General features: G+C 68.9%; 30 protein-coding genes. 10 read left to right on the top strand and 20 right to left on the bottom strand.

Annotated elements, in window-relative coordinates:
* Nucleotides 1–76 precede the first annotated feature (76 nt).
* The gene (locus ACIP6U_RS10480) at nt 77–1,588 is read left to right on the top strand and encodes a carboxylesterase/lipase family protein (protein WP_401714835.1); all 1,512 of its coding nucleotides are present in this window, start codon (nt 77–79) and stop codon (nt 1,586–1,588) included.
* A gap of 213 nt (nt 1,589–1,801) precedes the next feature.
* The gene (locus ACIP6U_RS10475) at nt 1,802–2,509 is read left to right on the top strand and encodes a hypothetical protein (RefSeq protein ID WP_401714833.1); all 708 of its coding nucleotides are present in this window, start codon (nt 1,802–1,804) and stop codon (nt 2,507–2,509) included.
* 310 nt (nt 2,510–2,819) lie between these two features.
* Here the strand turns inward: ACIP6U_RS10475 and ACIP6U_RS10470 are convergent, their stop codons facing one another.
* Entirely contained in the window at nt 2,820–3,365 is a 546-nt protein-coding gene (locus tag ACIP6U_RS10470) for a TetR/AcrR family transcriptional regulator (protein WP_401714831.1), read from the bottom strand.
* Nucleotides 3,366–3,649: 284 nt separating this feature from the next.
* On the opposite strand from ACIP6U_RS10470, the gene ACIP6U_RS10465 reads away from it, so the two are divergent.
* The 4 genes from ACIP6U_RS10465 (at nt 3,650) to ACIP6U_RS10450 (ending at nt 8,107) form a co-directional block, all read left to right on the top strand.
* Nucleotides 3,650–4,843: a serine hydrolase domain-containing protein gene (locus ACIP6U_RS10465; RefSeq protein ID WP_401714829.1), complete on the top strand. Its 1,194-nt coding sequence runs from the start codon at nt 3,650–3,652 to the stop codon at nt 4,841–4,843.
* 339 nt (nt 4,844–5,182) lie between these two features.
* On the top strand, nt 5,183–6,250 hold the full coding sequence (locus ACIP6U_RS10460; RefSeq protein WP_401714827.1) for an aldo/keto reductase: 1,068 nt from the start codon (nt 5,183–5,185) through the stop codon (nt 6,248–6,250).
* 366 nt (nt 6,251–6,616) lie between these two features.
* Nucleotides 6,617–7,648 carry an SDR family oxidoreductase gene (locus ACIP6U_RS10455; protein WP_401714825.1) on the top strand — a complete coding sequence of 344 codons (1,032 nt, stop codon included), beginning with the start codon at nt 6,617–6,619 and terminating at the stop codon, nt 7,646–7,648.
* Nucleotides 7,649–7,735: 87 nt separating this feature from the next.
* Complete coding sequence (locus ACIP6U_RS10450) at nt 7,736–8,107, top strand: VOC family protein (protein ID WP_401714823.1); 372 nt, start codon at nt 7,736–7,738, stop codon at nt 8,105–8,107.
* 72 nt (nt 8,108–8,179) lie between these two features.
* Here the strand turns inward: ACIP6U_RS10450 and ACIP6U_RS10445 are convergent, their stop codons facing one another.
* From ACIP6U_RS10445 to ACIP6U_RS10410, 8 genes are all read right to left on the bottom strand, one after another.
* Entirely contained in the window at nt 8,180–8,563 is a 384-nt protein-coding gene (locus tag ACIP6U_RS10445; protein ID WP_401714822.1) for a GntR family transcriptional regulator, read from the bottom strand.
* On the bottom strand, nt 8,560–9,315 hold the full coding sequence (locus tag ACIP6U_RS10440) for a hypothetical protein (RefSeq protein ID WP_401714820.1): 756 nt from the start codon (nt 9,313–9,315) through the stop codon (nt 8,560–8,562). Before ACIP6U_RS10440 ends, ACIP6U_RS10445 begins: the two co-directional genes overlap by 4 nt.
* A 186-nt stretch (nt 9,316–9,501) precedes the next feature.
* Nucleotides 9,502–9,762, bottom strand: a complete 261-nt coding sequence (locus tag ACIP6U_RS10435; protein WP_401715530.1) for an aldehyde dehydrogenase family protein — start codon at nt 9,760–9,762, stop codon at nt 9,502–9,504.
* Nucleotides 9,762–9,929 carry an aldehyde dehydrogenase family protein gene (locus ACIP6U_RS10430; protein WP_401715528.1) on the bottom strand — a complete coding sequence of 56 codons (168 nt, stop codon included), beginning with the start codon at nt 9,927–9,929 and terminating at the stop codon, nt 9,762–9,764. Before ACIP6U_RS10430 ends, ACIP6U_RS10435 begins: the two co-directional genes overlap by 1 nt.
* 102 nt (nt 9,930–10,031) lie before the next feature.
* Nucleotides 10,032–10,370, bottom strand: a complete 339-nt coding sequence (locus tag ACIP6U_RS10425; protein WP_401714818.1) for a helix-turn-helix domain-containing protein — start codon at nt 10,368–10,370, stop codon at nt 10,032–10,034.
* 54 nt (nt 10,371–10,424) lie between these two features.
* On the bottom strand, nt 10,425–10,943 hold the full coding sequence (locus ACIP6U_RS10420; RefSeq protein ID WP_401714816.1) for a DedA family protein: 519 nt from the start codon (nt 10,941–10,943) through the stop codon (nt 10,425–10,427).
* A gap of 166 nt (nt 10,944–11,109) precedes the next feature.
* Nucleotides 11,110–11,778 carry an epimerase gene (locus ACIP6U_RS10415; protein ID WP_401714814.1) on the bottom strand — a complete coding sequence of 223 codons (669 nt, stop codon included), beginning with the start codon at nt 11,776–11,778 and terminating at the stop codon, nt 11,110–11,112.
* Nucleotides 11,779–11,948: 170 nt separating this feature from the next.
* Nucleotides 11,949–12,989, bottom strand: a complete 1,041-nt coding sequence (locus tag ACIP6U_RS10410; protein WP_401714812.1) for an NAD-dependent epimerase/dehydratase family protein — start codon at nt 12,987–12,989, stop codon at nt 11,949–11,951.
* Between the two features lie 308 nt (nt 12,990–13,297).
* Here ACIP6U_RS10410 and ACIP6U_RS10405 point away from each other — a divergent pair, with 308 nt between their 5' ends.
* A complete protein-coding gene (locus ACIP6U_RS10405; protein ID WP_401714810.1) occupies nt 13,298–13,882 on the top strand; it encodes a TetR/AcrR family transcriptional regulator in 585 nt (194 codons plus the stop codon).
* Here ACIP6U_RS10405 and ACIP6U_RS10400 read toward each other — a convergent pair.
* Nucleotides 13,845–14,663 carry an MFS transporter gene (locus ACIP6U_RS10400; RefSeq protein ID WP_401714808.1) on the bottom strand — a complete coding sequence of 273 codons (819 nt, stop codon included), beginning with the start codon at nt 14,661–14,663 and terminating at the stop codon, nt 13,845–13,847. The genes ACIP6U_RS10405 and ACIP6U_RS10400 overlap by 38 nt on opposite strands.
* A 164-nt stretch (nt 14,664–14,827) precedes the next feature.
* On the opposite strand from ACIP6U_RS10400, the gene ACIP6U_RS10395 reads away from it, so the two are divergent.
* Nucleotides 14,828–15,412: a TetR/AcrR family transcriptional regulator gene (locus tag ACIP6U_RS10395; RefSeq protein WP_401714806.1), complete on the top strand. Its 585-nt coding sequence runs from the start codon at nt 14,828–14,830 to the stop codon at nt 15,410–15,412.
* 31 nt (nt 15,413–15,443) lie between these two features.
* Here the strand turns inward: ACIP6U_RS10395 and ACIP6U_RS10390 are convergent, their stop codons facing one another.
* The 3 genes from ACIP6U_RS10390 to ACIP6U_RS10380 form a co-directional block, all read right to left on the bottom strand.
* Entirely contained in the window at nt 15,444–16,010 is a 567-nt protein-coding gene (locus ACIP6U_RS10390; protein WP_401714805.1) for a TetR/AcrR family transcriptional regulator, read from the bottom strand.
* Between the two features lie 124 nt (nt 16,011–16,134).
* On the bottom strand, nt 16,135–16,665 hold the full coding sequence (locus ACIP6U_RS10385) for a hypothetical protein (protein WP_401714803.1): 531 nt from the start codon (nt 16,663–16,665) through the stop codon (nt 16,135–16,137).
* The gene (locus tag ACIP6U_RS10380) at nt 16,635–17,339 is read right to left on the bottom strand and encodes a condensation domain-containing protein (protein ID WP_401714801.1); all 705 of its coding nucleotides are present in this window, start codon (nt 17,337–17,339) and stop codon (nt 16,635–16,637) included. Before ACIP6U_RS10380 ends, ACIP6U_RS10385 begins: the two co-directional genes overlap by 31 nt.
* Nucleotides 17,340–17,723: 384 nt before the next feature.
* Between ACIP6U_RS10380 and ACIP6U_RS10375 the strand changes: the two genes are divergently transcribed.
* Entirely contained in the window at nt 17,724–17,876 is a 153-nt protein-coding gene (locus ACIP6U_RS10375) for a hypothetical protein (protein ID WP_401714799.1), read from the top strand.
* An 11-nt stretch (nt 17,877–17,887) separates the two neighbouring features.
* Here the strand turns inward: ACIP6U_RS10375 and ACIP6U_RS10370 are convergent, their stop codons facing one another.
* From ACIP6U_RS10370 to ACIP6U_RS10350, 5 genes are all read right to left on the bottom strand, one after another.
* Complete coding sequence (locus ACIP6U_RS10370; RefSeq protein ID WP_401714797.1) at nt 17,888–18,928, bottom strand: LacI family DNA-binding transcriptional regulator; 1,041 nt, start codon at nt 18,926–18,928, stop codon at nt 17,888–17,890.
* Between the two features lie 84 nt (nt 18,929–19,012).
* Nucleotides 19,013–20,761, bottom strand: a complete 1,749-nt coding sequence (locus tag ACIP6U_RS10365) for a discoidin domain-containing protein (RefSeq protein WP_401714796.1) — start codon at nt 20,759–20,761, stop codon at nt 19,013–19,015.
* Between the two features lie 11 nt (nt 20,762–20,772).
* Nucleotides 20,773–21,867, bottom strand: a complete 1,095-nt coding sequence (locus ACIP6U_RS10360; RefSeq protein WP_401714794.1) for a DUF1996 domain-containing protein — start codon at nt 21,865–21,867, stop codon at nt 20,773–20,775.
* A gap of 300 nt (nt 21,868–22,167) precedes the next feature.
* Nucleotides 22,168–22,527, bottom strand: coding sequence for a nuclear transport factor 2 family protein (locus ACIP6U_RS10355; RefSeq protein WP_401714792.1), 360 nt, complete (start codon nt 22,525–22,527; stop codon nt 22,168–22,170).
* A 25-nt stretch (nt 22,528–22,552) separates the two neighbouring features.
* Complete coding sequence (locus ACIP6U_RS10350) at nt 22,553–23,338, bottom strand: SDR family oxidoreductase (protein WP_401714791.1); 786 nt, start codon at nt 23,336–23,338, stop codon at nt 22,553–22,555.
* A gap of 98 nt (nt 23,339–23,436) precedes the next feature.
* Here ACIP6U_RS10350 and ACIP6U_RS10345 point away from each other — a divergent pair, with 98 nt between their 5' ends.
* Nucleotides 23,437–23,955 (top strand): winged helix-turn-helix transcriptional regulator, encoded by a 519-nt coding sequence (locus ACIP6U_RS10345; RefSeq protein WP_401714789.1) that lies wholly within the window; start codon nt 23,437–23,439, stop codon nt 23,953–23,955.
* Nucleotides 23,956–24,008: 53 nt separating this feature from the next.
* Here the strand turns inward: ACIP6U_RS10345 and ACIP6U_RS10340 are convergent, their stop codons facing one another.
* Both ACIP6U_RS10340 and ACIP6U_RS10335 read right to left on the bottom strand, forming a co-directional pair.
* Nucleotides 24,009–24,188: a hypothetical protein gene (locus ACIP6U_RS10340; protein WP_401714788.1), complete on the bottom strand. Its 180-nt coding sequence runs from the start codon at nt 24,186–24,188 to the stop codon at nt 24,009–24,011.
* Nucleotides 24,189–24,241: 53 nt separating this feature from the next.
* Nucleotides 24,242–25,186, bottom strand: a complete 945-nt coding sequence (locus ACIP6U_RS10335) for an MFS transporter (protein WP_401714786.1) — start codon at nt 25,184–25,186, stop codon at nt 24,242–24,244.
* Between the last annotated feature and the right edge of the window lie 57 nt (nt 25,187–25,243).

The following is a 25,243-nucleotide window of genomic DNA, read 5'->3' as shown; positions in this document are numbered from 1 at the left end:
ACTTCTCACGGTGCTCGTCGTCCTTCTGGGAGCCGCTCCGAACGCATCGCCAGTCACGGATACGGGCCGTTCACTCGTGCTGCGCACAGCCGAAGGGTCCTTGCGGGGTAACGCCCTGGACGGCACCGACCAACTGCTCGGGGTTCGTTACGCCGCCGCCCCCACCCACCGCCTGCGCTGGCAGGCACCCACGGCTCCTCCGACCTGGACGGGTACCCGCAGCGCCGGAGCGAAAGGGGCGGACTGCCCGCAGCAAGGTCGCTCCGGCTCCGAGGACTGCCTGTTCCTCAATGTCTACCGCCCTCACCACCCGCACAGCGGAGGGGCACTTCCGGTCATGGTGTGGCTGCACGGTGGCGGCTTCACCGGCGGGGCGGGCAACGACTTCGACCCGATCGAGCTCGTCACTGAGAACGACCTCATCGTGGTCACCGTCAACTACCGGCTCGGAGCCCTCGGTTTCCTCGCGGCGCCCGCGCTGAACCCCGGCGCGGCTTCGGGCAACTACGGCCTCATGGACCAGCAGGCCGCACTGCGCTGGGTACGGGCCAACATCGATGCCTGGGGAGGGGACACCTCACGCGTCACCCTCGCAGGCGAGAGCGCCGGCGGCGGCTCCGTGTGCGCGCAGCTCGCATCGCCCCGAGCGCGGGGCCTGTTCAGCGCGGCGGTCATCGAGAGTGACGACTGCGTCCATGACGTCGACACCTACGAGGAAGCTCAGGCACGCGCCTCGACGATCGTCACCGCTTTGGGCTGCGACCGTGCCAACCCCACGGAAACCGCCGACTGTCTGAGAGACGCCGACAGCGGCCGGATCGTCTCCGCCACCGGATACATGGCCCCCAACATCAGCGGCATCCTTCCCTTGCTGCCGGCCACCGCCATCGCGACCGGACGCTGGAACAAGATGCCGGTCCTCATGGGCAGCAACCGTGAGGAAGGGCGAGCCTTCGCCACCGACCATCTCCGGGACACCCAGGCCGACTACGACCGATGGCTCACCACCGCGCCCGCCTGGCCCCCGCTGTCGACAGGCGCCCCCGTGTTCGGCAACGCCGAGACCGCTCGCGCCATCGCGAACGCCTACCCGATCGGCGACTTCCCCGAGCCCTACCCCGCCGCCTACGCCATCGCGGCCGTCATCACGGACAGCGGCACACGGGGTCTCGGCGGCTGCACCTCCCTGCGGACCGCCCGGACCATCAGCACCCAACAGCCCCTCTACTACTACCAGTTGGAGGACCCGCACCCGCCGCGCATGGCCGACGGACCGGCCGGCTACGACTACGCCGCCGCCCACGCCTACGAGTTGCCCTACCTCTTCCCAAGGCTCACCGACTCCCACGGCGTGCCGTACGCGGACCGGATGACACCGGAACAACTCCGGCTGGCTCACGACATGCGCGGTGCATGGGCCGACTTCGCCCGCAGCGTCCGTTCGGCGCGCTCCCTCAGCGGCGGATGGGCGCCCCTCGGCCACGGCGACGCCTACCTGCCCTTCCGCGCCGGCGCCATGAATCCGGCTCCGGTGACCAGGTTCGCCCAGCAGCACCGATGCGATCTCTGGGACCGCATCACTCCCTGAATCCACTGTCGTGAAAGCCGGATGCGGCGAGCACTTCGAACAGAACAGGAAGTAGCGAAAATGATTCTTCGTGGAATGCGCAGTCATGGAGTCGCTGTCGCCGCGTTGTGCGCGCTGACCGCGAGCGGTGTGGTCACTCTGGGGGGCGGCGCCGCCTTAGCCGCGGATGCGCCCCCTGCCCGGATCAACTGCCCGTCGGTGGACTGCCAGAGGGTGACCGGCGCGCTCGGCAGTTCCCCGGTCTCCGTGGCACTCGACGGCCGCGGGAGCGCATACGTGACGGTCATGAGTGGCGAACTGCGCAGAGTGGACCTGGCCGGCGGCTCGACGAGCACCGTCGCCGCGGGGCTCGGCAATCTCCGTGGACTTGATCTGGACGGACAGGGAAGCGCCTACGTGGGCTCGTTCGAAGGCGTTCTGCAGAAGGCGGATCTACTTACCGGCGCCAGAGAGGAGATCGCCAGAGGGCTCGGCCCCGTCCACGGCGTCTCCGTCGCGGGCGGACGCGTCTACGTGGCCAGCGGCGACGGCAGCATCTACAAAGCGGAAAAGGGGCAGCAGACCGAACGGGTCGTAACCGGCTTGGGCCTGCCCCTCGACCTCGTCGCCGACGGCGACTCGGCCTACGTCGCCGACGTCATACGGGGCACGGTAGGGAAGGTCGACCTGGCCGACGGCTCGGTCACGACCCTCGACTCGGGAGCCTATGAGCCCCAATCACTGTCGCGGGGCGCGGACGGGGCGGTCTATTTCCTGGCCGGAGGGGAATTCCACAGAGTCGACCCGGTGACCGGGCGCAAAACGACAGCGGCGCGCCTCACATCCCTCTCGGCCTACGACTTCACCCTCGCCGCCAATGGCGATGCCTACGTCACGAGCTCCGACGGCTCGCTCTGGCGGTTGAACGGCCTGGCTCGCTGAAGCGAAACCGAGGAACTGCGCATGAAAACGGCCAGTCCTGCACGCACCGGGGGGATGGGCGCGCAGGACTGGCCAAACCGACACCAAGCCTCTTCGGCGGGTGTCGGTCGTCTCGGCGAAAGGAGGGAACCGTCCCCACGTCTTCCCGCCTCCACAGTCGAGCCGCCGCTCCGGTCCGACTGCCGAGCAGAGCCGGAGGCCTCTCCGGTTCGCTTCGAACGTTACCGGAGGCCTCTCCGCAAGGCAAATGGGGTCACGCGAGGCGGCTCAAGGCGATCGCCGTCCGGCGCTCGGATCCCGGGGGCTCCGCCTACTGGTGAGTGCGGACGCTCTCCACGGCGAGGTCGAGCAGGCGTTGTGCCTGATCCTTGCCGGCGGAGTCCTTGGGTACGCGCCAGACGCTGCTCATCAGCATGAGGACGTCGTCCGGGTCCAGGCCCGGACGAATGGTGCCGTCCGCCTGTCCGGCCTCCAGCAACGTGCGGATGGCGCCGGTCACCGGGCCGTGGGACTCCCTGGTCACGGCGTCGTGGACGGTCGACGTCAGGGCGTCGCCGAGGCCCTGCTTGATCGTGATGTGCGCGGCCAGCCGCTCGAACCAGAGGCGCAGTGCCTGTAGGGGCGGCTCGGTGAGCAGCAACTCCGAAGCCCAGTCGACGAGTTTCTGCACTTCGGTGCGGAACACTTCGAGAACGAGGGCCTCGCGGTTGGGGAAGTGCCTGTAGAGGGTCCCCGGTCCGACACCGGCCCGCTTGGCGATGGAGTTCAAGGACGCGGACTCGTCCTCGGTGAGCGCCTCGCGAGCGACGTTGACGATCCGGATGCGGTTCTGCTGCGCGTCGCTGCGCTGGCCCATGACATCCCCCAATCTGTCGCCCGAACGTACAGCAGATTCAAACATGAGACATGCGGCGACTGTTAACCGGCGTGAACCGCGGCTGGGGGAAGTCGTCTCATGGGAGTGGCGTCCCTGGGGCCGTCGCGCGGGGAACCGGTGAGCGCTCAGGCTGATCGACACTCCTGTTGAGGTGGCCAAATCTCGGAATCGGAGAGGTCTCCATTCTTGCTTGACTAAGCGGAGAGCTCTCCGTTAAGTTTGGTCCGTCGACGCGGACGGTCCTGAAATACGTCAGTGACCGGATGGGCGTAACTCCTGATTTCATCGATCACCTGAGGAGAGTCATGTCTGTTTTCGGCACCGTGCGGCCTGGCTATGAAACCGTGCGTGAGGCATTCGCCATTGGCCAGGAAGAAGACGAGGGTGACGCACAACTGGCCGTGTACCGCGATGGCCGGCTCGTCGTCGATTTGTGGAGTGGATCCTGGTCGGGAGATTCGGCCGTAATCCTGATGTCGTGCACGAAGGGCCTTATGGCCACCTGCGTGCACATGCTGGCACGGCAGGGGCGGCTCGACATCGACGCCGCGGTTCAGGCGTACTGGCCGGAATTCTCTTCACCGGACGTGACCGTTCGCCATCTCCTGACGCATTCGGCCGGTCTGCCCGGGTTCGCCAAGTCGACGGGCATCGATGCTCGGAAGATTCTGGACTGGGGAGCGTGCACAGACGTCCTCGCCGCGTCCGAGCCCCTGTGGAAGCCGGGCACGGCCTATCGCTATCACGCGCTGACCTTCGGCCACCTGGTCGGAGAGGTCATCCGGCGCATCACCGGCCAGACGCCCGGTGAATTCTTCCGTTCCTCGGTGGCCGAGCCGCTCGGACTCGCTCTGTGGGTGGGACTGCCGGCCGACGAGGAACACCGGGTCGCGCCGATCTTCAGTACGAACCCGCTGCCCGGTGTCGACGAGACTCTCGCGCAGCTCGCCTCGCTGGGGATCGATGTCAACGAGCCGGTGCTGCGCACCGTGATGGAGGACCGTCAGGCCGGCGAAGGGGCCGAGTCGCTGTTCAACCGCCGGGAGGGGCATGCCGCGGAGATCCCGGCCGCCAATGGCATCGGCAACGCACGGTCGCTCGCGCGCATGTACGCCGCGCTGATCGGCGAGGTGGGCGGGGTCCGGCTCCTCGACCCGGACCAGGTCGCGATCGCCGCCACGCCCCAGACCGACGGCCTCCCCGCCGCGGGCGCGTTCGCCGCGATCCCCACCCCCAATCCCCTTCGCTTCGCCCTCGGCTACGAGGCACCCCGCCCCGGCAACCCGATGCTGGGTTCCACCAGTTTCGGGCACTCCGGCCTGGGCGGCAGGCTGGCGTTCGGCGACCCCGCGAGCGGGATCGCCATCGGCTACACCTGCACGAACGGATCGTGGAACGTCTACGAGGGGGCGGACCCGCGCTGGCTTCCTTGGCTGGCCGCCCTCGGCGACCTCTGACGGACGGGCGTCCGGGGTTCATGATCGAGTTTCTCGACTCCGAGGTATCGCATGCCTGGCTGCGAGGGGCGGCGGGCGCGGTTGCGAAGAGGAGAGCTCTCCGTTACTGTCGCCGCTAGACGGAGGACTCTCCGTTTATCGCTTGGGCGGCCGTGCGGGTCACCGTCTGTCGGTCCTGCTCGCGGACACCACCGGTGCCCGCTGCCCCGACCCGCGGAGGCTTCGGCTGCCGCTCGCCGCGATACGTCCGACCGCGGACGCACTGCCGACAAGTAGTCGGCACCGAATGGCCGACATGACCTTCTCCCACGAAACGCCAGAGATCCGAGGACGCAACCCATGCAACTCGACAGCTACCGCACCCTTGGCCGCTCCGGACTCCGCGTCAGCCCGATCACGCTCGGCACGATGGCCTTCGGCGACCCGGCCTGGGGGTCGGACGACAAGACGTCCACCGACCTCATCGAGGCCTACCTGGAGGCCGGCGGCAACGTGATCGACACGGCCAACGGATACACCGAGGGCGCCTCGGAGCGGATCATCGGGGATTATCTTGCCGCGCACCCGGATCTGCGGGACCGGGTGGTGATTTCCACGAAGTTCGCCCGTGGAATGTTCCCAGGTGACCCGAACGGCGGAGGGGCAGGACGCAAGGCGGTGATCCAGCAGGCGGAGGCGTCGCTGCGGCGTCTCCGTACCGACTACATCGACCTGTACTGGCAGCACTGCTGGGACCGGCACACGCCGCTGGAGGAGACCCTCACCGCGCTCGACGACCTTGTCCGCAGCGGCAAGGTCCGCTATGTCGGCCTGTCCAACACCCCGGCATGGGCCGTCGCCCGTATGGCGACGATCGCGGAGTACCGGCACCTGGCTCCCGTCGTCGCGCTGCAGGTCGAGTACTCCCTGGTCCGCCGCACCGTCGAGGGCGAACTCTTCGGCGCCGCCCGTGAGTTCGGCCTGGGTGTGCTCGCCTACAGTCCGCTGGCCAGTGGCGTGCTCTCAGGCAAGTACTCCCGTGAGGACCGCAACCCGCAGGACTCGGGGCGGGGCGCCCTGGCGGAGGCCCAGCTGGGCGACCGGACCTTCGACATCATCGACGTACTGCGCCGGGTGGCCGACGCCAATGAGTGCAGCGTGGCCGCGGCCGCTCTCGCGTGGGTGAGGCAACAGCCGGCACTGACCTCGACCATCCTGGGCGTCCGCTCGCTCAAGCAGCTTCAGGCCAACCTCGACTCACTGGCCGTGACGCTGCCTGACGAAGCGCTCCAGGAGCTCGACAAGGTCAGCGCACCCGACCTCAACTACCCCTTCCCGTGGCTGGACACGATCGCCACTCCGCTGCAACAGGGCGGAACCGAGATCAACGGCATCGGTGCGGCCGTGTACCGACGCAATGTGAAGTAGCCGAAGGTCGGAAATTCGCCATGGTGCGCGAGCGCCGCCGGCCCATCGGCCGGCGGCCTTGTCTTACGCGCACTGGAGAATCCCGAACTGTTCGCCCGCTACGCGGATTTGACGTGGGAACGCGGTGAAGTGGTCGCCCAGCAGCTGGACGACCGCACTGACCAGTTGTCCCTGATCTGGGGGCGGGCGACCAGTCGGGGGCATTCGCTGGCACCGCCCCTTGATCGCAGCTCGCGCCTTCCTCCGAGCCACCACCTCGTTCCACGTCCCGGTTGCGGGCTCCGGGTTTACTAAACGGAGAGTTCTCCGGTAGCTTCGACTCAAGCGGAGAGTTCTCCGATTCGTTTCGGCAAGGAGGCAGGGATCATGGCAGAAGTACTGGTGACAGGCGGGTCCGGATACATCGGCAGCTGGTGCATCCTCGCGCTGCTGGAAGCCGGACACTCGGTGCGCACCACGGTTCGCAACCTGTCCCGTGAACCCGAACTCAGGGCGATGCTCAAGCGCGGCGGTGCCGCTTCCGACGCGCCGTTGCAGGTGGTGGCCGCCGATCTCACCAAGGACGAGGGCTGGCCGGAGGCGGTGCGGGGATGCGACTTCGTCCTGCACGTCGCGTCACCCACCCTCACCAGCGTCCCGCAGTCCGACGACGACATGGTCAAGCCGGCCCGCGACGGAGTCCTGCGGGTCCTGCGCGCCGCCCGCGACGCAGGCGTCCGCCGTGTCGTCCTGACCTCCGCCATCGGGGCCATCGCCTACGGCCACCCCGACCGCGACACCCCCTTCACCGAGGACGACTGGACCGACGTCGACGACGCGGGGATCCAGCCCTACCAGAAGTCCAAGACCCTCGCCGAACGTGCCGCCTGGGACTTCATCAAGGCCGAGGGCGCCGGCCTGGAGCTGGCCACCGTCAACCCCACCGGGGTTCTCGGCCCGGTCCTGGGGCCCGACTACTCTCCCTCTCTCGGCCTCATCCAGCGCATGCTCGAGGGCAGGATGCCCGTCTTGCTCAAGTTCGCCACCGGGTACGTCGACGTGCGCGACGTCGCCGACCTCCACCTGCGCGCCATGACCCACCCCGCTGCGGCGGGCGAACGCTTCATCGCCACCTCCGGACACAGCCTCTGGGTCCGCGACGTCGCCGCGATCCTCCGTGACCGCCTCGGCGAACGCGCGCACAACCTACCCACCCGCGAAATGCCCGTCTGGGCCTCCCGGGGCATCTCCCTCGTCAACCCCGACATGCGGATGCTCCGCAAGCTCCTCGGCAAGAACCTCGACGCCACCTCCGCGAAGGCCCAACGCCTTCTCGACTGGCACCCCCGCCCCGTCGAAACCACCATCACGGAAACCGCCGAGAGCCTCCTGGGTCTCAACGCCACCCAGGCCGCCTGACCATCACCGCACACCACCTTTCCGGCCCCGGTGGACCACCCGAGGCCGTGGCCGGATCAGACACACGGAGCATGGAGTGGATTCCACATGACCGAGCCCATCGGACGCCTGGGATCAGTGGCCCTGGACTGCGACGATCCCCGCGCGCTGGCAGCCTTCTGGGCGACGGTGCTCGGTGGCACCATCCGCATCGAGACCGAGTCCTTCTGCGGGGTCGCACTCGACGGTCTGTTGCTGGTCACCGTGCGCGTTACCGACTACCAGCCGCCGCAATGGCCCGACGGTGAGCCGAAGCAGTTCCACCTCGACGTGGCGGTCGAGGATCTGGACAAGGCCGAGACCCTGACGCTGGCCGCCGGCGCGACCAAGGCCTCCCGGCAGCCCAATCCGGAGAGCTGGCGGGTGCTCCTGGACCCCGCCGGCCACCCGTTCTGCCTGACGACGCTCATCCCGGACTGACGAGATCGCGCGGTGCTCCTCGGCTGAGGGTCACGTGCTCTTCTCCGGACGGCGCGCCCCGGCGCAGTGGCCCTATTCGTGATCGGTGGTAAGCGCCAGTCGCACCGCGGCGAGAAGCTGGTCGTCACTCGCGGCCAGACCGCGTCCGGTGGTGACGAAGACGCGGGCGGCCTGGGCGAGTTGTTCGTCCAGGGCCGGCGTGTTCCGCGCGGCGAACGTCACGCGGGTTCCAGCCCCACGTCGGCTGGTGACGAGGCCGGCCGCTTCGAGCTCTCTGTAGGACCGCGCCACAGTGGCGACCGCCAGACCGAGGTCGGCTGCGAGCTGCCGCACGGTGGGCAGCCTCTCGTCCTGCGGCAGTTGGCCGCTCAGGATCAGGTCGGCGATCTGGATGCGTACCTGTTCGTAGGGAGGAACGGCACTGGAGACATCCACACGCACCAGGACGGGCGTCACGCGGTGACCCCCTGATGGGGCCTGGCCAGATTCGCGAGGCGCGCGAGCAGGTAGACGAGCGCGACGGCGGCAGCTATGGCCAGAGTGAACGTGGTGACCTGCAAGGGCTCCATCCACCACGTCGGACAGGAGTCGTCCAGGCCGCTGTCGAAGAGGGAGAGGGGGAAGGCGCCGGGTAGGGAAGTGCTTGTGTGGAGAGCGGACGTGAACAGGGACGCCGACATCATGCAGCCCCAGGCGTAGGTCACCGCACTGGCGGATGTCACGCGTTGTGCCTCGTCGAGTCCGTGCCCTTCGGGGCCGTCCGTGAGGGCGGGGCGGGAAACGATCTTCCGCAGAACCAGCAGGCACGCCCCGGATCCGACGATGACCGTGGCCACCGTGGCGACGGCGGCGGGCAGGCCGATCCAGCCCGAATCCGTCGAGACGTTGTCTCCGCAGACGAGCCGGACCCCTCGCGAGCTCATCCGCGAAGAGGCGATGGCGGTCGTGATGGCGAGCAGCCCGATGAGCGTGAACAGAAAGGTGCCGAGCAACGGGTTGTGCGCGCGGGAAAGGTAATTCGGGATCCTGCGGGGTGAGAGAGAAGCCGTGCGTACGGAGCCGGCCGGAGGGACGGTGAGGATCTCTCCGGCGAGCACTCCCGTGAGCAGACACAGGCCGAACGCGGTTCCGGCGAACATCACTCCGTGCCGGACCGGCAGATACACGAGCAGGACGGCGACCACGAGACCGAGGGCCAGTCCGCCCATCCTCCATCTCGTGGCTCCTTGGACATACCAATGAGGCCGACCGGCAACGAGGTTGGGGACCAGGAGCAGGAGTCCGATGACAAAGGGAGTGCCTACGAGAAGGCTGTAGATGAGGTTCATGACATCTCCGGCAGCGGAAGCGCGACCGTGTCACCATGTCACGCACTGTGAAGTTGTGTCAATGTGTTAGAACAAGTGCTCATCTTGGAGGTCGGGGTAGCTGCTGAGGCCCTCCGGGCCGTATTCGGAGTCGTTGGCGATCTGTACGGCGTCGACCACCTCGTCGTAGCGTGAACGTGGCGCGAGGATCCGCGACTGGAGGGTGCAGGTCTGGCCGTTGATCATGAAGGAGGCGGCGTCCAGACCGGCGGCGAATGTGTCGAGGTCGGCGTCGTCGAGCACGATCGCGGCGGACTTGCCGCCGAGTTCGAGCGTGCAGCGGCGAATCAGGCGCCCGCATTGGGCACCGATCGCCCGGCCCGCCGCGGGAGGGGGGCGAGCTTGCTCAGAGCGAGTCCGAGGGGGAAGTTCCAGGAGGTGATGGCGGCGACGACGCCGACCGGGTCGCGGCGCACGATCGTGGCCCCTCGCGCGCTCGGTCGCGGCAGTTCCAAGGGGAAGGTCTCGATCAGTTCCGCGTTGCGGCGCAGATGCCCGGCGGGTCCGGGCCCGTTGGTCTGACGCGACAGGGCGAGGGGGCATGCCGTTCTCCCGGCTCACCAGTGTGGTGGCGAGGTCGGCCCGGAGTTCCCGCGCGTCGGCGAAGCGGCGCATGGCCTCGGCCCGCTCGGCTGCAGCGCGTGATGGATGCCGTCGAGGACGGATTCGGACACGCCGGTGGCATCGCCGCGTTCCAGGCGGCCGTAGTACTCGACGCTGATGCCCGCCAGGGTTGCCACCTCCACGCGGCGCAGGCCCTTGACGCGTCGGTTGCCGTCGAGGACGGGGAGCCCGGCCTGCTCGGGCGTCAAGCGGGCACCGCGGGTCGCGAGGAACTCGCGGATCTGTTTCCGTGCCTCCGTCCGGTCCTGCTTGCGATCGCTGATGAACTCCACGGTACGGCGATGGCCACCGGCCAAGGAGTCACGCCTGGTGACCCCTTCCGGGAATCATGGGCTCTCCAGAGGATCTGCCCGCCGGTGCCGGCGCCAGAGGCGGATCACGTTCCGCACGCCCGCGCTGAGGAGAACGGCGAACAAGGCGGCGAGCCCGACGGCGGTCAGGACGCTGATCCACTTTCCGGCAGCGTTTCCGAGGAGCTGCACCGCGGCGACGTTCGCACCGGCCCAGACGGCAACGCCGACAGCCGTCACGGTGAGGAAGGGAAACCGTTTCGTCCCCAGGGTGCCGCACACCGGGGCGATGGTGTTGCGCAGGACGGCGGAGAAGGGAGCCGCGGCCACCACCCACAGACCCAGCCGCGCCGTGACGTTCTCGAGCGAGGCGATCCGGCTCTTGGTGACGGGACCGCGTTCCCTGTCGGACAGTCTCCGGAGAAAGGCCCGCCCCGTGCGGGTTCCGAGTCGGTGGCCGACCGCCCCGCCCGCGACGGCCCCGGCTGCCGCCGCCAGGACGGCGGCCACGGGGTGGACCGGGCCGTCGACCGTCAGCAGTGCGGCGGTGGTCATGGCGATGCCTCCGGGGGCGGGGAGGCACACGTACTGAAGAGCGATGGTCAGGGCGAGACTGACGCAGACGAGAGCCGGGGGAAGCGTTCGTAGCCACTGGTCCATCGACATCTCCTGGAGTGTTCCGGCGGGCTGGTGGACCGGAGGACCGGCAGGCGGGGCGGGATCACATGCCGGCGAGTCTGTTGATGTCCCGGCTGGTCAGAATGGCGGGCTCAGTGTTCTCGGGGCGGCTGAGGGCTACGGCCGCACGTCCGATGGCATCGGTGGAAGTGGCCCAGTCGGGGAACACCCGGCGCAGTACCGGGAACAGCGGGCCGGTGGCCGTGTAGAACGCCCGGGCCGCCGGTGAGGAGGCGCGGGCGCCGTTGCGGGGGCGGATGTAGCCGGGACGCAGGACGTGCGTACGCATGGGGAGAGCAAGGAGGGCGTTCTCGGCCGCGCCCTTGACGCGAGCCCACATCACGGAGCTCTGCTCGCTGCTGTCGGCGCTGCGGCCCGAGACGTAGACGAAGGCGGGCCGGTCGCCCACTTCGAGCAGCGTGTGTGCCGCGGCGAGCGCGTAGTCGAAGGTCACCCTTGTGTAGTCCGCTTCTGTCACACCCCCGGACGAGGTTCCGATCGCGTAATGGCAGGCGTCGATGCCCTTGAGTTCGGCACGGAGCGGAGAGAGATCGGCGAAGTCCTCGTGGATCAGTACCCGGACCTTGGGATGAGTGAGAGTCGGTGTGCGGCGCGCGACGACGGTGACGGACTCGACATCGGCGTCGGCGACGCACGCGTGGAGCATCCCGTGGCCGACCATGCCGGTGGAGCCGAGAAGGAGAATTTTCACGGGGGATTCCTCTGTCCATGGACACTCGGAGGGCGTTTCCCGGCTGTGTCGCCGTGGCGGCCGCTCCGAGAACGGACGCCGTCCCGAAGCCGAGCAGTCCTGTACGGCAGGTGCGGAAGCCGCGTGGGCCCGACGCCCGTCGAGCCCGGAGACGACCGACCGCTCGGCGGTCAGGCGGTGGTGGCAGGTACGACACCGTGGGCGATGAGGCTGCGGGCGCAGTTGATGACGGCTTCCCGCCCGGAGCGGGGCTGCCAGCCGAGCACGCGGCGAGCCTTGTCGGTGCGGTGCAGACTGCGACGTCCGAGTCCCGGCAGGATCTCCCGCATCGAGGAGTCCGTCTCGGCTGCCTTGCGCACGGCCTCGTCGTCGAGCTGAAGGGTCGTCACTTCGGCGGCGGCCGAGCCGAGTTCGTCACGCAGGGCCTCAGCGATGTCGGCCATCCACATGAACTCCCCGGTGGCCAGGAAGCGTTCGCCGGCGGCCTCCGGGGTGGTCATGGCACGGATGTGGGCGTCGGCGAGATCGCGCACGTCGACCACCTCCAGCCCGATGCGGGGGATGCCGGCAATCCTGCCGGTCAGCAGGCCGGCGATGATGCCGACGGACCCGATGGTGGTGTCGGACAGCAGCGGGCCGAACACGGCGCCGGGCAGGACCGTCGTGATCTCCGGGCCGTCCGGGTGGGCGGCGGCAAAATCCCAGGCAGCGAGTTCGGCCACGGTCTTGGAGCGGCGGTAGGGGATCAGGCCGGGGTCCTCCGGGTCGGTCCACAGCGTCTCGTCCGTGACGCCTTCTTCCGCGTAGGACGACGGGCTGGAGGCGTTGGCCGCGGAGGTCATCACGACGCGTCGCACCCCGGCGCGAGCGGCGGCCGCCAGCACGCGCTCGGTGCCACCGCGCGCGGTGTCGACCAGGACCTGTGCGCCGGCGCCGCCCAGGCCCATCGGCGAGGCCACGTGCAGGACATGGTCGACGCCCGCCATGGCCGCGTCCCAGCCCTCGTCGTGGGTCAGGTCCGCGGAAGCGAAGGTCAGGCGATCGCCGGGGTCGGTCTCGGTGGCGACCGCGTCCCGTACGACCTGATGCTTCGCGGCCGTGCGCACCGTCGTGCGCACCTGGTACCGGTTCTTCAGCAACTCGGCGACACATCGGCCGGCCACATAGCCGGTGCCTCCGGTGACCAGGACGAGTTGGTTGCTCTCTGGCATGAGGAGTGGTGTTCCTTCCGGATCTCACATGGAGGGGGTGTGCGAGGGCCGGACTCGCGCTGGGCAAGCGATGCCACCCCGACGAGCGGGCGACGCACCCCGACTCGATGTCTACGACCGTATACTTTAATGTCTACGAGTGTATACATGACGTCGGCCGCTGACCAACCGAGCTGCTCCGCGCGCCGCGCGACGGCTTTGACGGGCAGGGGCGGGCTTTGGATAATCACCGGTGACCAGCGCCTTTGTGCAGGACACAGCAGTGCTCGGCCACGTCCGACCGATGGACCACAGCTTGGAGTCGTTCCGTGCCTGAGGATTCACGTCCGAGACGCCGAGGCGCAGCCGCGACGCGGAAGGCGATCCTGGAGTCGGCCCGCAAAGCGTTCGCCCGCTCCGGATACGACGGCGTCGGAGTACGGGAGATCGCGGCGGACGCCGGCTGCACCGCGATCCTGGTGAACCGCTACTTCGGCTCCAAGGAACAGCTGTTCCAGGAGGTCGTCGTCGACGCGATGAACTCCGCGGAAGTACTGCGCCGGGACGTCTTCGGCGACAAGGACAGGGCGCGGGCACTTGCCGAGGCACTGGTCGACCGCACCGCGTACGGCGAACCGGCCCTCGAGGGGCTGCTGATCGTCCTGCGAGCTCTGTCCAACCCGGCGGCGACGCGGACGGCCCGGGAACAGATCGAGAACCACCACCACCGCCAGTTGACCGACGTCGTCCGGGGGCCGCACGCGGCAGAGCGCGCCGCGCTCATCGTGTCCGTCATCGTGGGATTCCAAGTCATGCGCCAGATGTACGGCATTGAGGCCCTCGCCAGTGCCGACCCGCAGGTCCTCACCGACCTGCTCACCGCCCAGCTGGAGCAGCTCTTCCTCGGAGACTGACGGCACTTCGGGCTGCAAGGCGGAATCTTCTCAGGACGGTCGGGCCTGTGGTGTTGAGCGTGACGTGCCGCGCGTGGGCTTTTTGCGCTGCGTTCGTGAAGCCGTACACGACACCGACGAGTCCGGCCGAGACGGCCAACGTGCTGGGCAGGCCGATGCGCGCGGCTCCGGCGCGTCCGCGAGGTGCGAGAAGGACGGCGAAGAGGATTGCGGGGAGCGCGAAGAGGATGTTGATGTACATCGCCCAGCGCCAGGACAGGTACTCCGTGAGCACACCGCCCAGGATGAGCCCCACTGAGGCCCCGGCCACGCCGATCGCACCGAAAATGCCGAACGCGCGCGCTCGGTCGAGCCCGCTCGGGAACGTCGTGGTCACCGTCGCCAGGGCAGCCGACGCCAGCAGCGCGGCGAACACACCCTGCACGGCGCGAGCGACGATCAGCACGGTGAAGGTTGGTGCGGCTCCGCCGACGGCGGAGGCGAGCATGAACCCGATCAGGCCGATGACGAGCACGTTGCGGCGCCCGATCCGATCGGCCAGGCGGCCACTGAGCAGCAGCAGGCCGGCAAAGGCGACCGTATAGGCGGTTAGCACCCACGAGCGGCTGGCCGCGCTGAAGCCGAGGTCCGCCTGCGCGGAGGGGAGGGCGATGTTCATGATCGTCGCATCTAGCGTGATCATGATCTGCGCCAGCCCGAGGCCTGCCAACAGCCACCAGCGGCGGGCCGGTGCCGGGTCGGTGTCGGTCGCCCTGTCGAGGGGAACGGAGGTGTCTGTCATTGGAGGTCTTTCGTCCATGGCGCGCTGCCGTGCGGTGCCCGGCGCGGACAGTGCCTGCGGCAGCGGGATGCAAAGGGGGGATCGCGCTAAACGGAGAGCGCTCCGGATCTGTTCCGAAACTAGCGGAGGATCCTCCGCGAGTCAATCGGGGGCAGGATTGCACCGTGAACGCGGAGACTTCGACCGGCTACGGCACCCAGCGCAGGGCGGCGGCACGCAACCGCGTGGCGATCATCGAGGCGGCACACCACCTGCTGGCGGAGAACCCGCAGGTGCCTCTCACTGATGTCGCCAAGCGCGCCGAAGTCGGTATCGGGACGCTGTACCGGCACTTCCCGACCCGCGACGAACTGGTCATCGCCGTCTACCGGCACGACGTGGAGCGGTTGACCGGCATGGTCGACGAGGTGCTCGACCGCTGCACCTCGGCGAAGGCCGCCTACATCGAGTGGTTCGAAACCCTCGCCGGTTACATCCGGCTGAAGCACGGCCTCGGTGTCGCGCTGCACAGCGCCGCCGCCCAGAACGTCGTGGCCGAGGCGTGGGGTCCGATGAGCGAAGCCGTCGGCAAGCTCGTAGACGCCTGCGTCGCCGAGGGCACCATCGCCCCGGGGCACGACCCGGCCGACCTCATCATGTTGATGAGTTTTCTGTGGCGCGTGGCTCCTGACGACGGCGGCGTCGCCCAGGGGCGGAGATTGATCGCGGTGGTCTTCGACGGGATCCGGGCGGAGCCGCGGAATCTCTGAAGGCCGGTGGAGGCGGCTGGGGTGTCGAGCGTCAGGCGGCGCGCGTCGAAGGACGGAATCCTTCGATGGCCAGTTCCATCAGCAGGTCGGTCTGGGCCGCGCCCTCGGCGTTGTCCGGGGTGCGCCACAGACAGCTCATGAGCATGATCACGTCGACGGGGTCGATGCCGGGCCGGACCTCGCCCGCGTCGATGCACGCGTCCAGGAGTTCCCTGACCGCGGCGGTGACGGGTGGCCATGAGGCGCTGACGAGTTCTTGGGCGGCGGCGGAGTGCAGTGCCTCGCCGAGGCCGTGCTTGAGGCGAACGTAGGAGGCGAGGGTGGTGAACCATTTTCGCAGCGCGTCGAGCGGGGTGTGGTCGGCGAGGACTTCCGGTACGGAGCGGACCAGGCGCTCCACGTCGTGGCGGTGGACCTCCAGGATCAGGGCTTCGCGGGTCGGGAAGTGCCGGTAGAGCGTGCCTGGTCCGACCCCTGCCCGCTTGGCGATGGAGTTGAGCGAGGTGTTGGGGGACTCGGCGAGCGCGTCGTGGGAGACCTGAAGGATGGCTTCACGGTTCTTCAGCGCGTCGGACCGTTGTGGGGTGGCGTCGGGCATGCGACCTCCTGAGGTGCACCAGCACCACCCATTCTATCCGGAGATGTCTCCGATAGTGCTGGAGAGAGATCGGAGCAAGCCCAGCGTGACCCGCCTTCGCCTCGCCGCTCGGCCACAGGGCCGGCTACTGCTGCGAGGGTGTGCTCGTCTGGTCCGGCAGACCCGTCACCGCCGACTCAAGGACCTCATGAACCTCGGTCAGCAGGGCTTCCGGGGAGGCGAAGCCGCAGGCGACCATCCGCAACTGCCCGCCGAAGGTGATCACACCGATGAGGTCCTCGTTCTCCAGCCGGCACGGAAGGAAGGGACCCCAGAGAGCGGCCGGCTTGAGGCTTCCCGCGATATTCACCACTCCCAGATTGCTGACAAGGACGTCATAGGCGAAGGAGCCCATGACCGCCGTCGCGGTGGCTGCATCGGCGTCCACGGGAACGTACTTCTGGATCGCTTCACTGTCCGCTGCTATTCCGGCGGCCGATCTGGGCCCGGACAGCGCGTTACCCGCGGTGCGTGCCTGATCCCAGATCGACTCTCCGTCGAATGGTTCCGATCCCGTCCGTGTCGCGCCGTGATAGTCGACGCACAGTCCGTCTCCGCCGATCTGCTTTCGGAGATCGAACGGAGTCAGCACGCGCACGAACTCCTCACCGCCCACGACGCTCTCCTCGCCCGGGATACGGCCGCGACGAGGATCGAGTGCACCGTGGTCTTTTCCTCCCGGCTTCGCAGAAGAAGATTCCGGGTGAGTTCCTTGTCCAGGGCGAGGGTGGCCACCGAGGGGGTCGCGCCGTCGAGGGGGCGTGGTGCGACGGGCACTCCCATCCGTGGATCGTCGGCCGGAGGCGGCCCCGCCTCGTGACCTGTCGGTGCGGTCAGGGTGCCGGCGACAACGTCTTCCTGTGACGGAGGGATCGGGAGGATCTCCAGTTCCTGGCCGTTGAGTGCGCTCACCAAGTCGTTGAGAACGGCCACTCCGCCGATTCCGTCGACGACGCAGTGATAGAAGGTCAGCAGCAGTGCCGAACGGTCCCCATCGCCGACCAGTACCGCGCGCGCCAGAGGGGCTTGCGACGTGTCGAACTGCTGGCTGACCTCTTCGGCCGCCACCTGTCGCCACGTCTCCGCAGGTCGGTGCAGCACCCGCAGACTGATCGGAGGTACCGGTGCGGGCCGATGGAATCCGAGCCGGCCTTCCGGGTGGTCCTCGATGTGCACCTGCAGAAGAGGATGGCGATCCTGCACCGCGGCGAGGGCTGCCGATACCTGTTCCCCGGTGATTTCCACCGGGAATTCTGCGGCCACGGTGAAAAGCATGGACAGATCGCCCATGTTCCGGTGGTACATGCGCTCGACAGCCCCAAGTGGCCTCTGCAGTGCGCTGCTCATTGAAATCGTCCTGCCCCTTTTTCGTCCAGTGCTGACGTCGACCGCACAGTAAGCGGAGGCCTCTCCGGTCCGTGTTGACCGTAGTGGAGAGGTCTCCGCATTGCAAATCGGGAGTGGGGACGGTCCCGGACCGAGCGTGACCGGGGTGGCCCTGGTGTTAGAAAGCGTCGCCCGTGTGAAGTGCCTGGTGGTCACCGGCATGGACAGCGAACGCAGCGTGCCCCGGGTGTGTGGCCGACCGGCGTCGGATGGTGGGCGCGCTGGGCCGGCCTGTAGCGTCGTGGGCGCGCCCTGCTCCCCGGTCCTGGCGTCGTCGCACGGTGGCGCATGCGCCTGGTCGAACAGCTTCTGCGCGGGACGGACATCGGCGTCGCCGCCGGCCTGGGTTTCGCCGCGCCGAGCTCCTTGAGTCACGTCTTCCGACGCGAGGTGGGCTTCACCCCGGCCACTTCCGGGCGGCGGCTCGCGAGGAAACCGTGAGCGTCCCTGCGCTACGCCGAGTCCCGCACCACCAGCTCCGGTTCGAAGATGACCGACGTCGCCTCGGTGCGTACGCCGTGGATGTGTTCGTCGAGGAGGCGGGCCATCTCCGTGGCCATCTCCTCGACCGGCTGGCGGATCGTGGTCAGCCGGGGCCGGCAGGTCACGGCGATGCTGGAGTCGTCGAAGCCGACCACCGCGACGTCCTCGGGCACCCGGCGGCCGCGCTCCCGTACGACCTCGCAGGCACCCTGCGCCATGAGGTCGTTGGCGGCGAACACACCGTCCGTGTCGGGGTGGCCGGACAGCAGGTCCGACATGGCCGCCAGACCGCTGTCCAGGGTGAACCCGCCCTCGACGACCGGGACATAGGGGTGGCCGTGGCGCGCGAGCGTGTCACGGAACCCGGCGAGTCTCTCCTGGCTGGCCGCCACGTCCAGGGGGCCGCAGATCGTGGCGGGCCGCCGGCAGCCGCGGGCGAGGAGGTGCTCCGCGGCGAGGCGCCCGCCGTCCCGGTGCGCCAGGTCCACATAGCTGAGCGGGACCGGACGGGAGGGGCGGGCGAAGAGCACGGCGGGCAGGCGGGCGTCGGCGAGGAGGGCGGGCAGCGGGTCGTCGGAGTGGGTGGAGACGACGAGGGCGCCGTCGGCACGGCCCTGGCGCAGGTAGGTCAGCACCTCCTCCCGTGTCTCGGCCGACTCGGCGAACATCAGGACGGGGTGCATCGAGCGCGGGCGCAGGAAGCCGACGATGCCGCCGACGACCCGGCCGAAGAAGGGATCGGCGAAGATCCGTGTGGCGAAGGCGTTCTGGCCGGCGTCCGTGATGTCCCCGGCGCCGGACACCACCAGGGCGACGGTCTCGGCCCGCCGGGTCACCAGGGAACGGGCGGCCCGGTTGGGCGCGTACCCCGTCCGTTCGATGGCCCGGCGGACCACTTCCTGGATCTCCGGATCGACGTTGCGGACGCCGTTGACGACCCGGGACACGGTCGCCCGGGAGACGCCTGCCTCGCGGGCGACGTCCTCCAGTGTCGGGGCCTGTCTGCTCATGCGGGCACCCTAACGGACCTGCGGTGTCCGGCAATAGAGCGCTCTCCCGGAGCGGGGCCGTACGCTCCGGGAGAGGTCCGTGGGTCAGGCGTACACGCCGAACTCGTACAGCGAGTACCCCCAACCGGTGCCCCGCGCCGTGCCGTTGACGCGGACGTAGCGGCCGGTGCCGGTGACGTCGAAGTCGTCGATGCCTCCGTTGCCGTCGGAAACGGTGCGCACGGTCTGCCAGTTCTGGCCGTCGTCGGAGGTCTGGATCGTGTACGCCTTCGCGTACGAGGCCTCCCAGGACAGCTGGACGTGCCGGAACGTGGTGCGGGCGCCGAGATCGACCTGGAGCCACTGGGGGTCGCTCCAGTCACTGGCCCAGCGGGTGGCCTGGTTCCCGTCCACCGCGTTGGCCGCGGTGCACGGGCAGTCGCCGTAACTCGCCTGGAAGGACGAGGCGGTGGCTGGTTTTCCGCGCGCCACATTGGTGCCGGACGGCACCGGCGGGACGACCCGGATCGAGCGCGTCTCGACGCCCACGTTGCCCCGGCCGTCCGTCGCCTTGACGTACACCTTCCAGACGCCCGGACGGTCGGGCGCGGTGACCCTGAGACGACCGCCACCGAGATCGGTCGACGGCAGCGAGGCCAGATTCTTGCTCTGGTCGATGTAGTTGCTGTTGTCGAGGACCTCGTACGAGATCCGGTCGCCGTCGGGATCGGTGGCCCGCACGGACAGCACCAGGTCGCGTCCGGCCTGCACCTGGCCCGCGCCGCCCTCGACGGTCAGGTCCGAGATGACGGGCGGGGTGTTGTCGTGGCTGGTGTCGCCCCCGTAGGCCCGCTTCACCGCGTAGTACGACAGCCGCTTCTGACCCGCGGGAAGCAGGTTGAACCAGATGCCGCCGAAGTCGTACTCGGTGCCGTAGTGGAACATCGTGGCGCCGAGCGCGACCCCCTGGTGCCCCGTGATGCAGTTCCAGGCGCGGGTGTAGCCCTCGGCCTTGGCCTGGTCGGACGGCTCCAGCGGAACGCCGTTGGCGTCGTCGGGGACCTCCCACTCGCCGGCCGGCCCGGTCTCGGTGACGATGTACGGCTTGGTGTAACCCCCTTGCTGCCAGGCGGACTTGATGTCGCAGACCGCGTTGTAGGAGTTCACGGCGTACAGGTCGAGATCCGGCGCGTTCCGCTTGTAGTAGGGCCAGGCACCGACCCACGCGTCGGTGGACGTGACCGGGTGGTTGGGGTCGACGGCGTGGATCTTCTTGGTGATGTCGTTGACGAGGGTGGTGTAGGCGTTGCGCTGTCGCTCCAACTCGTCGCCGCTGTAACAGTTCTGGAGCCCGAGGACCGACTCGTTGCCGACGTCCCACATGAGCACGCCGGGGTTGTCCTTGTAGGTCTGCACCCACTTGGGGAACTCGTCGAGCATCTGGTTCTTGTAGGCGGTGTCCGTCAGGTAGTTGACGCAGCCGCCACTGCCGGGGCCGCCGCCCGGCTGGAGCCAGAAGCCGGCGACGACCTTGATTCCGTGGGCGGCCGCGGAGTCGAACAACGGCTTGCTGCTCGCGTCGGTGCCCCAGGTGCGGATCGTGTTGACGCCCATGGACTGGAGGTCCGGCATGTACCTCTCGGCGTCCGCGACACTCGGGCCCCAGGTCAGGCCCTTGAGCTGGTACGGCTGTCCGTCGACCGTCAGCTGCCAGGCGCCCTGGCCGCCGGTCACCTTGACGACACTGCCCGCGGCCTGAGCCTGGGCGGCGGGCAGTGCGGCGAGGAGTCCGGCCGCCAGCACGCCGGCGGTGAGGGGTGCCGCGATGCGGCGGGTTCGGGGTCGTGGGGTCATGGGCGCGGTCCTCACGGCAGTCGGTAGTTCTCGTCGAGGGCGGCGCCCGCCTCCGGGTGGGTCTCGTCGTAGCCGCGCGCGTTGCACTGCAGTCCGCCGACGACGCAGTGGTCGACGAGGGCCTTGAGGGTGCGGTCGTCCCAGGCGTTGAAGAAGTCGTAGTGGAAGCTGTGGCCCGGTCCGCTGGCCAGGCGCACCTGGGACATGTCGCCGTTGACGGGGAAGGCCATCTTGAACTCGATCATCGGCAGCGCCACCGGGTGGTCGGCCGGGCACATGTTGTCGTTCGTGCCGGGCTTCACCACGGGGTAGGCCATGTGGCTCTTGTGGTCGGGCGTGTCGAGGTACTTGCCGTCCCAGCAACTCGGCGCCTGGAAGCGGATGTTGAGCTGGACGTCGGCGCGGTTCGGGCAGGTCGCGGGGAACTCGGTGTTGAAGAAGCTGTCACCGCACTCCCAACCCTCGACGAAACCGCGGTGGTTCCGGAACTCGTCGGCGCTCTGCGTGGGGCTGCCGACGACGAAGCGCAGGCCCTTGGGGAAGGGCCGGACACTCGTGTAGTCGGTGACGCCGGTCTTGTAGTAGATGACCTGCGGGCCGACGGGAAGGATCTGCTGGTTGCCCTTGTAGAGCGTGGGCATCCAGTAGCCGGACAGGTCGCCGGGCGCCTTGCACGTGGTGCCGCCGGCCGACAGCGAGGCGGTCGTGCTGTTGGCGTCGGTCGTCGTGTTGCCCATGAACGTGTGGTCGTGGGACTTGCCCGGCTGCTGCGGATAGACGATGGGGTCGTCCGGCCTGGTGTGCGTGACCGAGCAGTTGGCCTGGAACTCGTGGAAGTAACGGTGCGGCGGGTTCTGCGTGGACGGCGTCACGCCGGTGACCGGCGGGTTGGCGAGGATGTAGCCGTCGCCGTCGGGATCCTCAGGGGAGTTGGCGGTGGACGCGGCCATGGCGTGACCGGAGTGGGTGGCCGCGAAGGACTGCGCGGCGGCGCTGTGCGGTGCGGGTGGCCCGGCGCTCATGGCGATGCCGCCGAGGCCGAGCGAGGTCAGCAGGAGCGCGCCGGTGATCAGCGTGGCTGACAGGCCTTTCGATCTCCGTGACATGGAGACCTCCTCCTGAACGGTGGGGGTGTCAGAGGTCGTCGCCCGGCGTCCCCGTGACATGGCGTCAGGTGAGCCGGTGCGAGGGCGCCGGGAGACGGTGGGAGAACGGTCTGGGAGAGCGCTCTCCCGCCGAGGAGTGTTGAGGGCATGTCAGCAAGGTGTCAAGGGATCCGGCGGAAGTGGGGTCCGGAAAGGTTTCGCTTCCCGAGGGCTTGCGGAGAGTTCACCTCACGATTTAAATCAAGACATGAACTAAGCGCCGCAGCTGGGGCCTTGGTCGGTCACGCGGCGGGAGCGGGCTCAGGGCTCGATGACGAGGTGCTCGATGAGGTCGCCGCGCAGCGTGAACCGATAGTGGAGATCGACGGTGCCGCCGGGGAAGTCGCCTTCGAGGTGGTGTGTGGCGATGTAGTGGGCCGCGTCGGTCTCCTGGGCGTCCGTGAGCTGGATGGTGTACGTGAATTCGGTGGCCGCCCGGTCCAGCCACCCCTCGATCGCGGTGCTGCCCCGGTAGGTCCTGCCGTCGTCGATCACGGTGGCGTCGTCGGCGAACGTCGTGACCGCGATGGCCGTGTCGTGGGCGCGGTGCGCCGTGAGGTAGCGCGTGATCACCTCGGGCAGGTCGTTCGGGCTGATGGTCCGGGGCTGGTTGTCGGGCATGACGCTCCTGAAGGTGGTGGTGGGTTCAGACGGTCGGGGTGGTTCCGCCGTCGATGACGTGTTCGGCGCCGACGATGGCCGAGGCGCGGTCGGAGACGAGGAAGGCGACGAGTTCGGCGACCTCCTCGGGCCGGTTGGGACGGCCGAGCGGGATGCCTCCCAGGGAGTCCATGAGCCGGCCCAGCGCGGCTTCCTGACTGATGTCGGCCTCGTCGGCGATCCGGGCGACGAGATGGTCGGCCGCCGAGGTCTGGACGAAGCCGGGCGAGACGGTGTTGACGCGGACGCCGTGCGGGGCGAGTTGGTTGGCCAGGCCCTTGCTGTAGGTGGTCAGGGCAGCCTTGGCGGCGGCGTAGGCCAGGGTGCCGTTCCACAACGGCAGGCGCCGCTGGATGGAGGTGACGTGCACGACCGCGCCCTTGCCCGTGGCGATCATGTGGGGGAGGAGAGCGCGGTCCAGGCGGACGGCGGCCAGCAGGTTGGTGTCCAACTCCCTTGCCCAGTCGTCGTCATCGAGCGCGGCGAACCCTCCTGCCGGTGCCGCTGAGCCGCCAAGGGTGTTGACCAGGATGTCGACGCCACCCACGCGGGCCTCCACCTCGGAGGCGACGTGCGAGACGCCCTCCGCGCTGGACAGGTCGGCGCCTATGAACGTCTTCTCCTCGACGTCGTCGGGGCGGCTGCGCGCGGTGACCAGCACGGTCGCGCCGGCGTCGGCGAGTCGTCGGGCGATCGCGGCTCCGGTGCCTTTGGTGCCGCCGGTGACCAGAGCGCGTCGGCCTTCGAGCGATTCACTGCTGGGTGTGCTCACGTTGTGCTCCGTTCCAGGGCGCGGGCATGCAAAGCACCGCTCCCGTGTTGCTGCTAAAATAGAAGCTAGTAACTTCGACTTTAGCAGTAACTGAGGGGATGGCCGCCGTGGCAAGTCGGATCAGGCTGGAGGACCGGGAGTGCCCGCTGTCCACGACGGTCGAACATGTCGGTGAGTGGTGGACGCTGCTGATCCTGCACGACGCCTTCGACGGCTACACCCGCTTCGACCAGTTCCAGGAGAGCCTCGGCATCTCCTCCAGCATGCTCACCACCCGGCTCAAGTCCCTGGTCGCGGACGGGCTGTTGGAGCGCAGGCCGTACCAGACCAACCCGGTGCGCCACGAGTACGTACTGACCGAACTCGGGCGGTCCCTGCGCCCGGTGATCGTGGCCCTGGCCGCGTGGGGCAACTCCCGCTTGGCGCCGGGGGAGCGGAGCATGATCCTCGTGGACGCGCACAGCGGTCAGGAGGTCGAGCCCGTGGTAGTCGACGCCAGGACCGGTCGCCGGCTCGACGACAGTGAGACGTACGTCTTCACGGCCGGGCCCGCGGCAAGTGACGGGATGCGCAGCCGGTACGCGGGACGTCCGGCCGCTCCCACGGACGAGGGGTAGGTCAGCCCGGCGAGCGGGATCGGACGTTGGGGCGGGCCGAGCGGCAGCGCGGGTCAGCGGGAGGGCTGAGCTATGTGGCGATCCTGTCCCGCACCGTGCCCGGCGACTGCCGTGGCGATGCCGAGGACGGCCAACACGGTGAGCGGAAGGGTCCAGCTGTGCGTGGCGTCGTGCACGATGCCGAGGAGCAGGGGGCCGGCCGCGGCCACGAGGTAACCGATGGACTGTGCCATGCCCGCCAGCGCGGCGGCTTCGCCGGAGCTGCCAGCGCGCTGGCTCTGGAAGGTCAGCGCGAGGACGAGGCAGGCGCCACCGCCCAGTCCGAGCAGGGTGCAGGCCAGGACGGACAGCGCGGGGCCGTGACGAGAAGGGTGAAGCCGCCTGCCGTGAGGATCGAAGCCCCGGCCGCGGTCCAGCGCTGGTCGTGCCGGCCTCGGGTGAGCAGCGGCAGAAGGCTGCTGGCGGCCAGCGAGACCACCTGGTAGTAGAACAGCATCCATCCGGCCGCGGTGCTGCTCGTGCCGCGGTCGGCCAGGATGCTGGGCAGCCACGCGACGGCGGTGTAGAAGGCCAGGGACCGCAGGCCCATGAAGAGGGTGCCCTGCCAGGCGAGCCGCGACGGACCAGGGCACCGGGCTGTGGGTCCCGCCGCTGGACGCCTGTGGCTTGTCACCTCGCATCCGCGGCAGCCAGGCGAAGAACGCGGCGACGTGAAGGCGACACCCCAGGCCAGGGCGGTGTGCCAGGAACCCGGCACGGACTGGGCCAGCGGCGCGGAGACCCCGGAGGAGACCGCTGCCATGAGGCCCATGACGGTCACGTAGAGAGCACTGACGCTCTGGATACGGTGTGCGGGCACGCCGCGCCTGATCAGCGCGGGCAGCAGCACGTTGCCGAACACGATGGCCGCGGAGAGCAGCACCGTTCCGGCGAACAGACAGACCACCGAGGGAAGGGAACGGACCACCGTTCCGACGGCCAGCACACCGAGCGCCACGACCAGCAGGCGGGCGTTGCCCCACCGGTGGGAGGTCCGGGCGACCAGGGGCGACGTCGCGGCGAACGTCAGCAGGGGGAGTGTGCTGAGCAGCCCGCCCCAGCTCGACGTCAGGCCGCTGCCGTGCTCGATCTCGGGCAGCAGGGCGCCGACACCGGTGAGGGGGGTGCGCAGGTTGGCCGCCATCAGGCAGATGGCGATGACGAGCCCGACCGACGCGGCGGGCCGGGCCATGTCGGCACGGTCCACGAGCGATGGCTCGGTGGCGGAGTGCTGACGGGAGTCCAAAGT

The organism is Streptomyces sp. NPDC088794, assembly GCF_044750545.1.
GTDB lineage: Bacteria > Actinomycetota > Actinomycetes > Streptomycetales > Streptomycetaceae > Streptomyces.
Note: the sequence above shows the minus strand (reverse complement) of the source record. Positions and strands in the feature narration are given on the sequence as shown.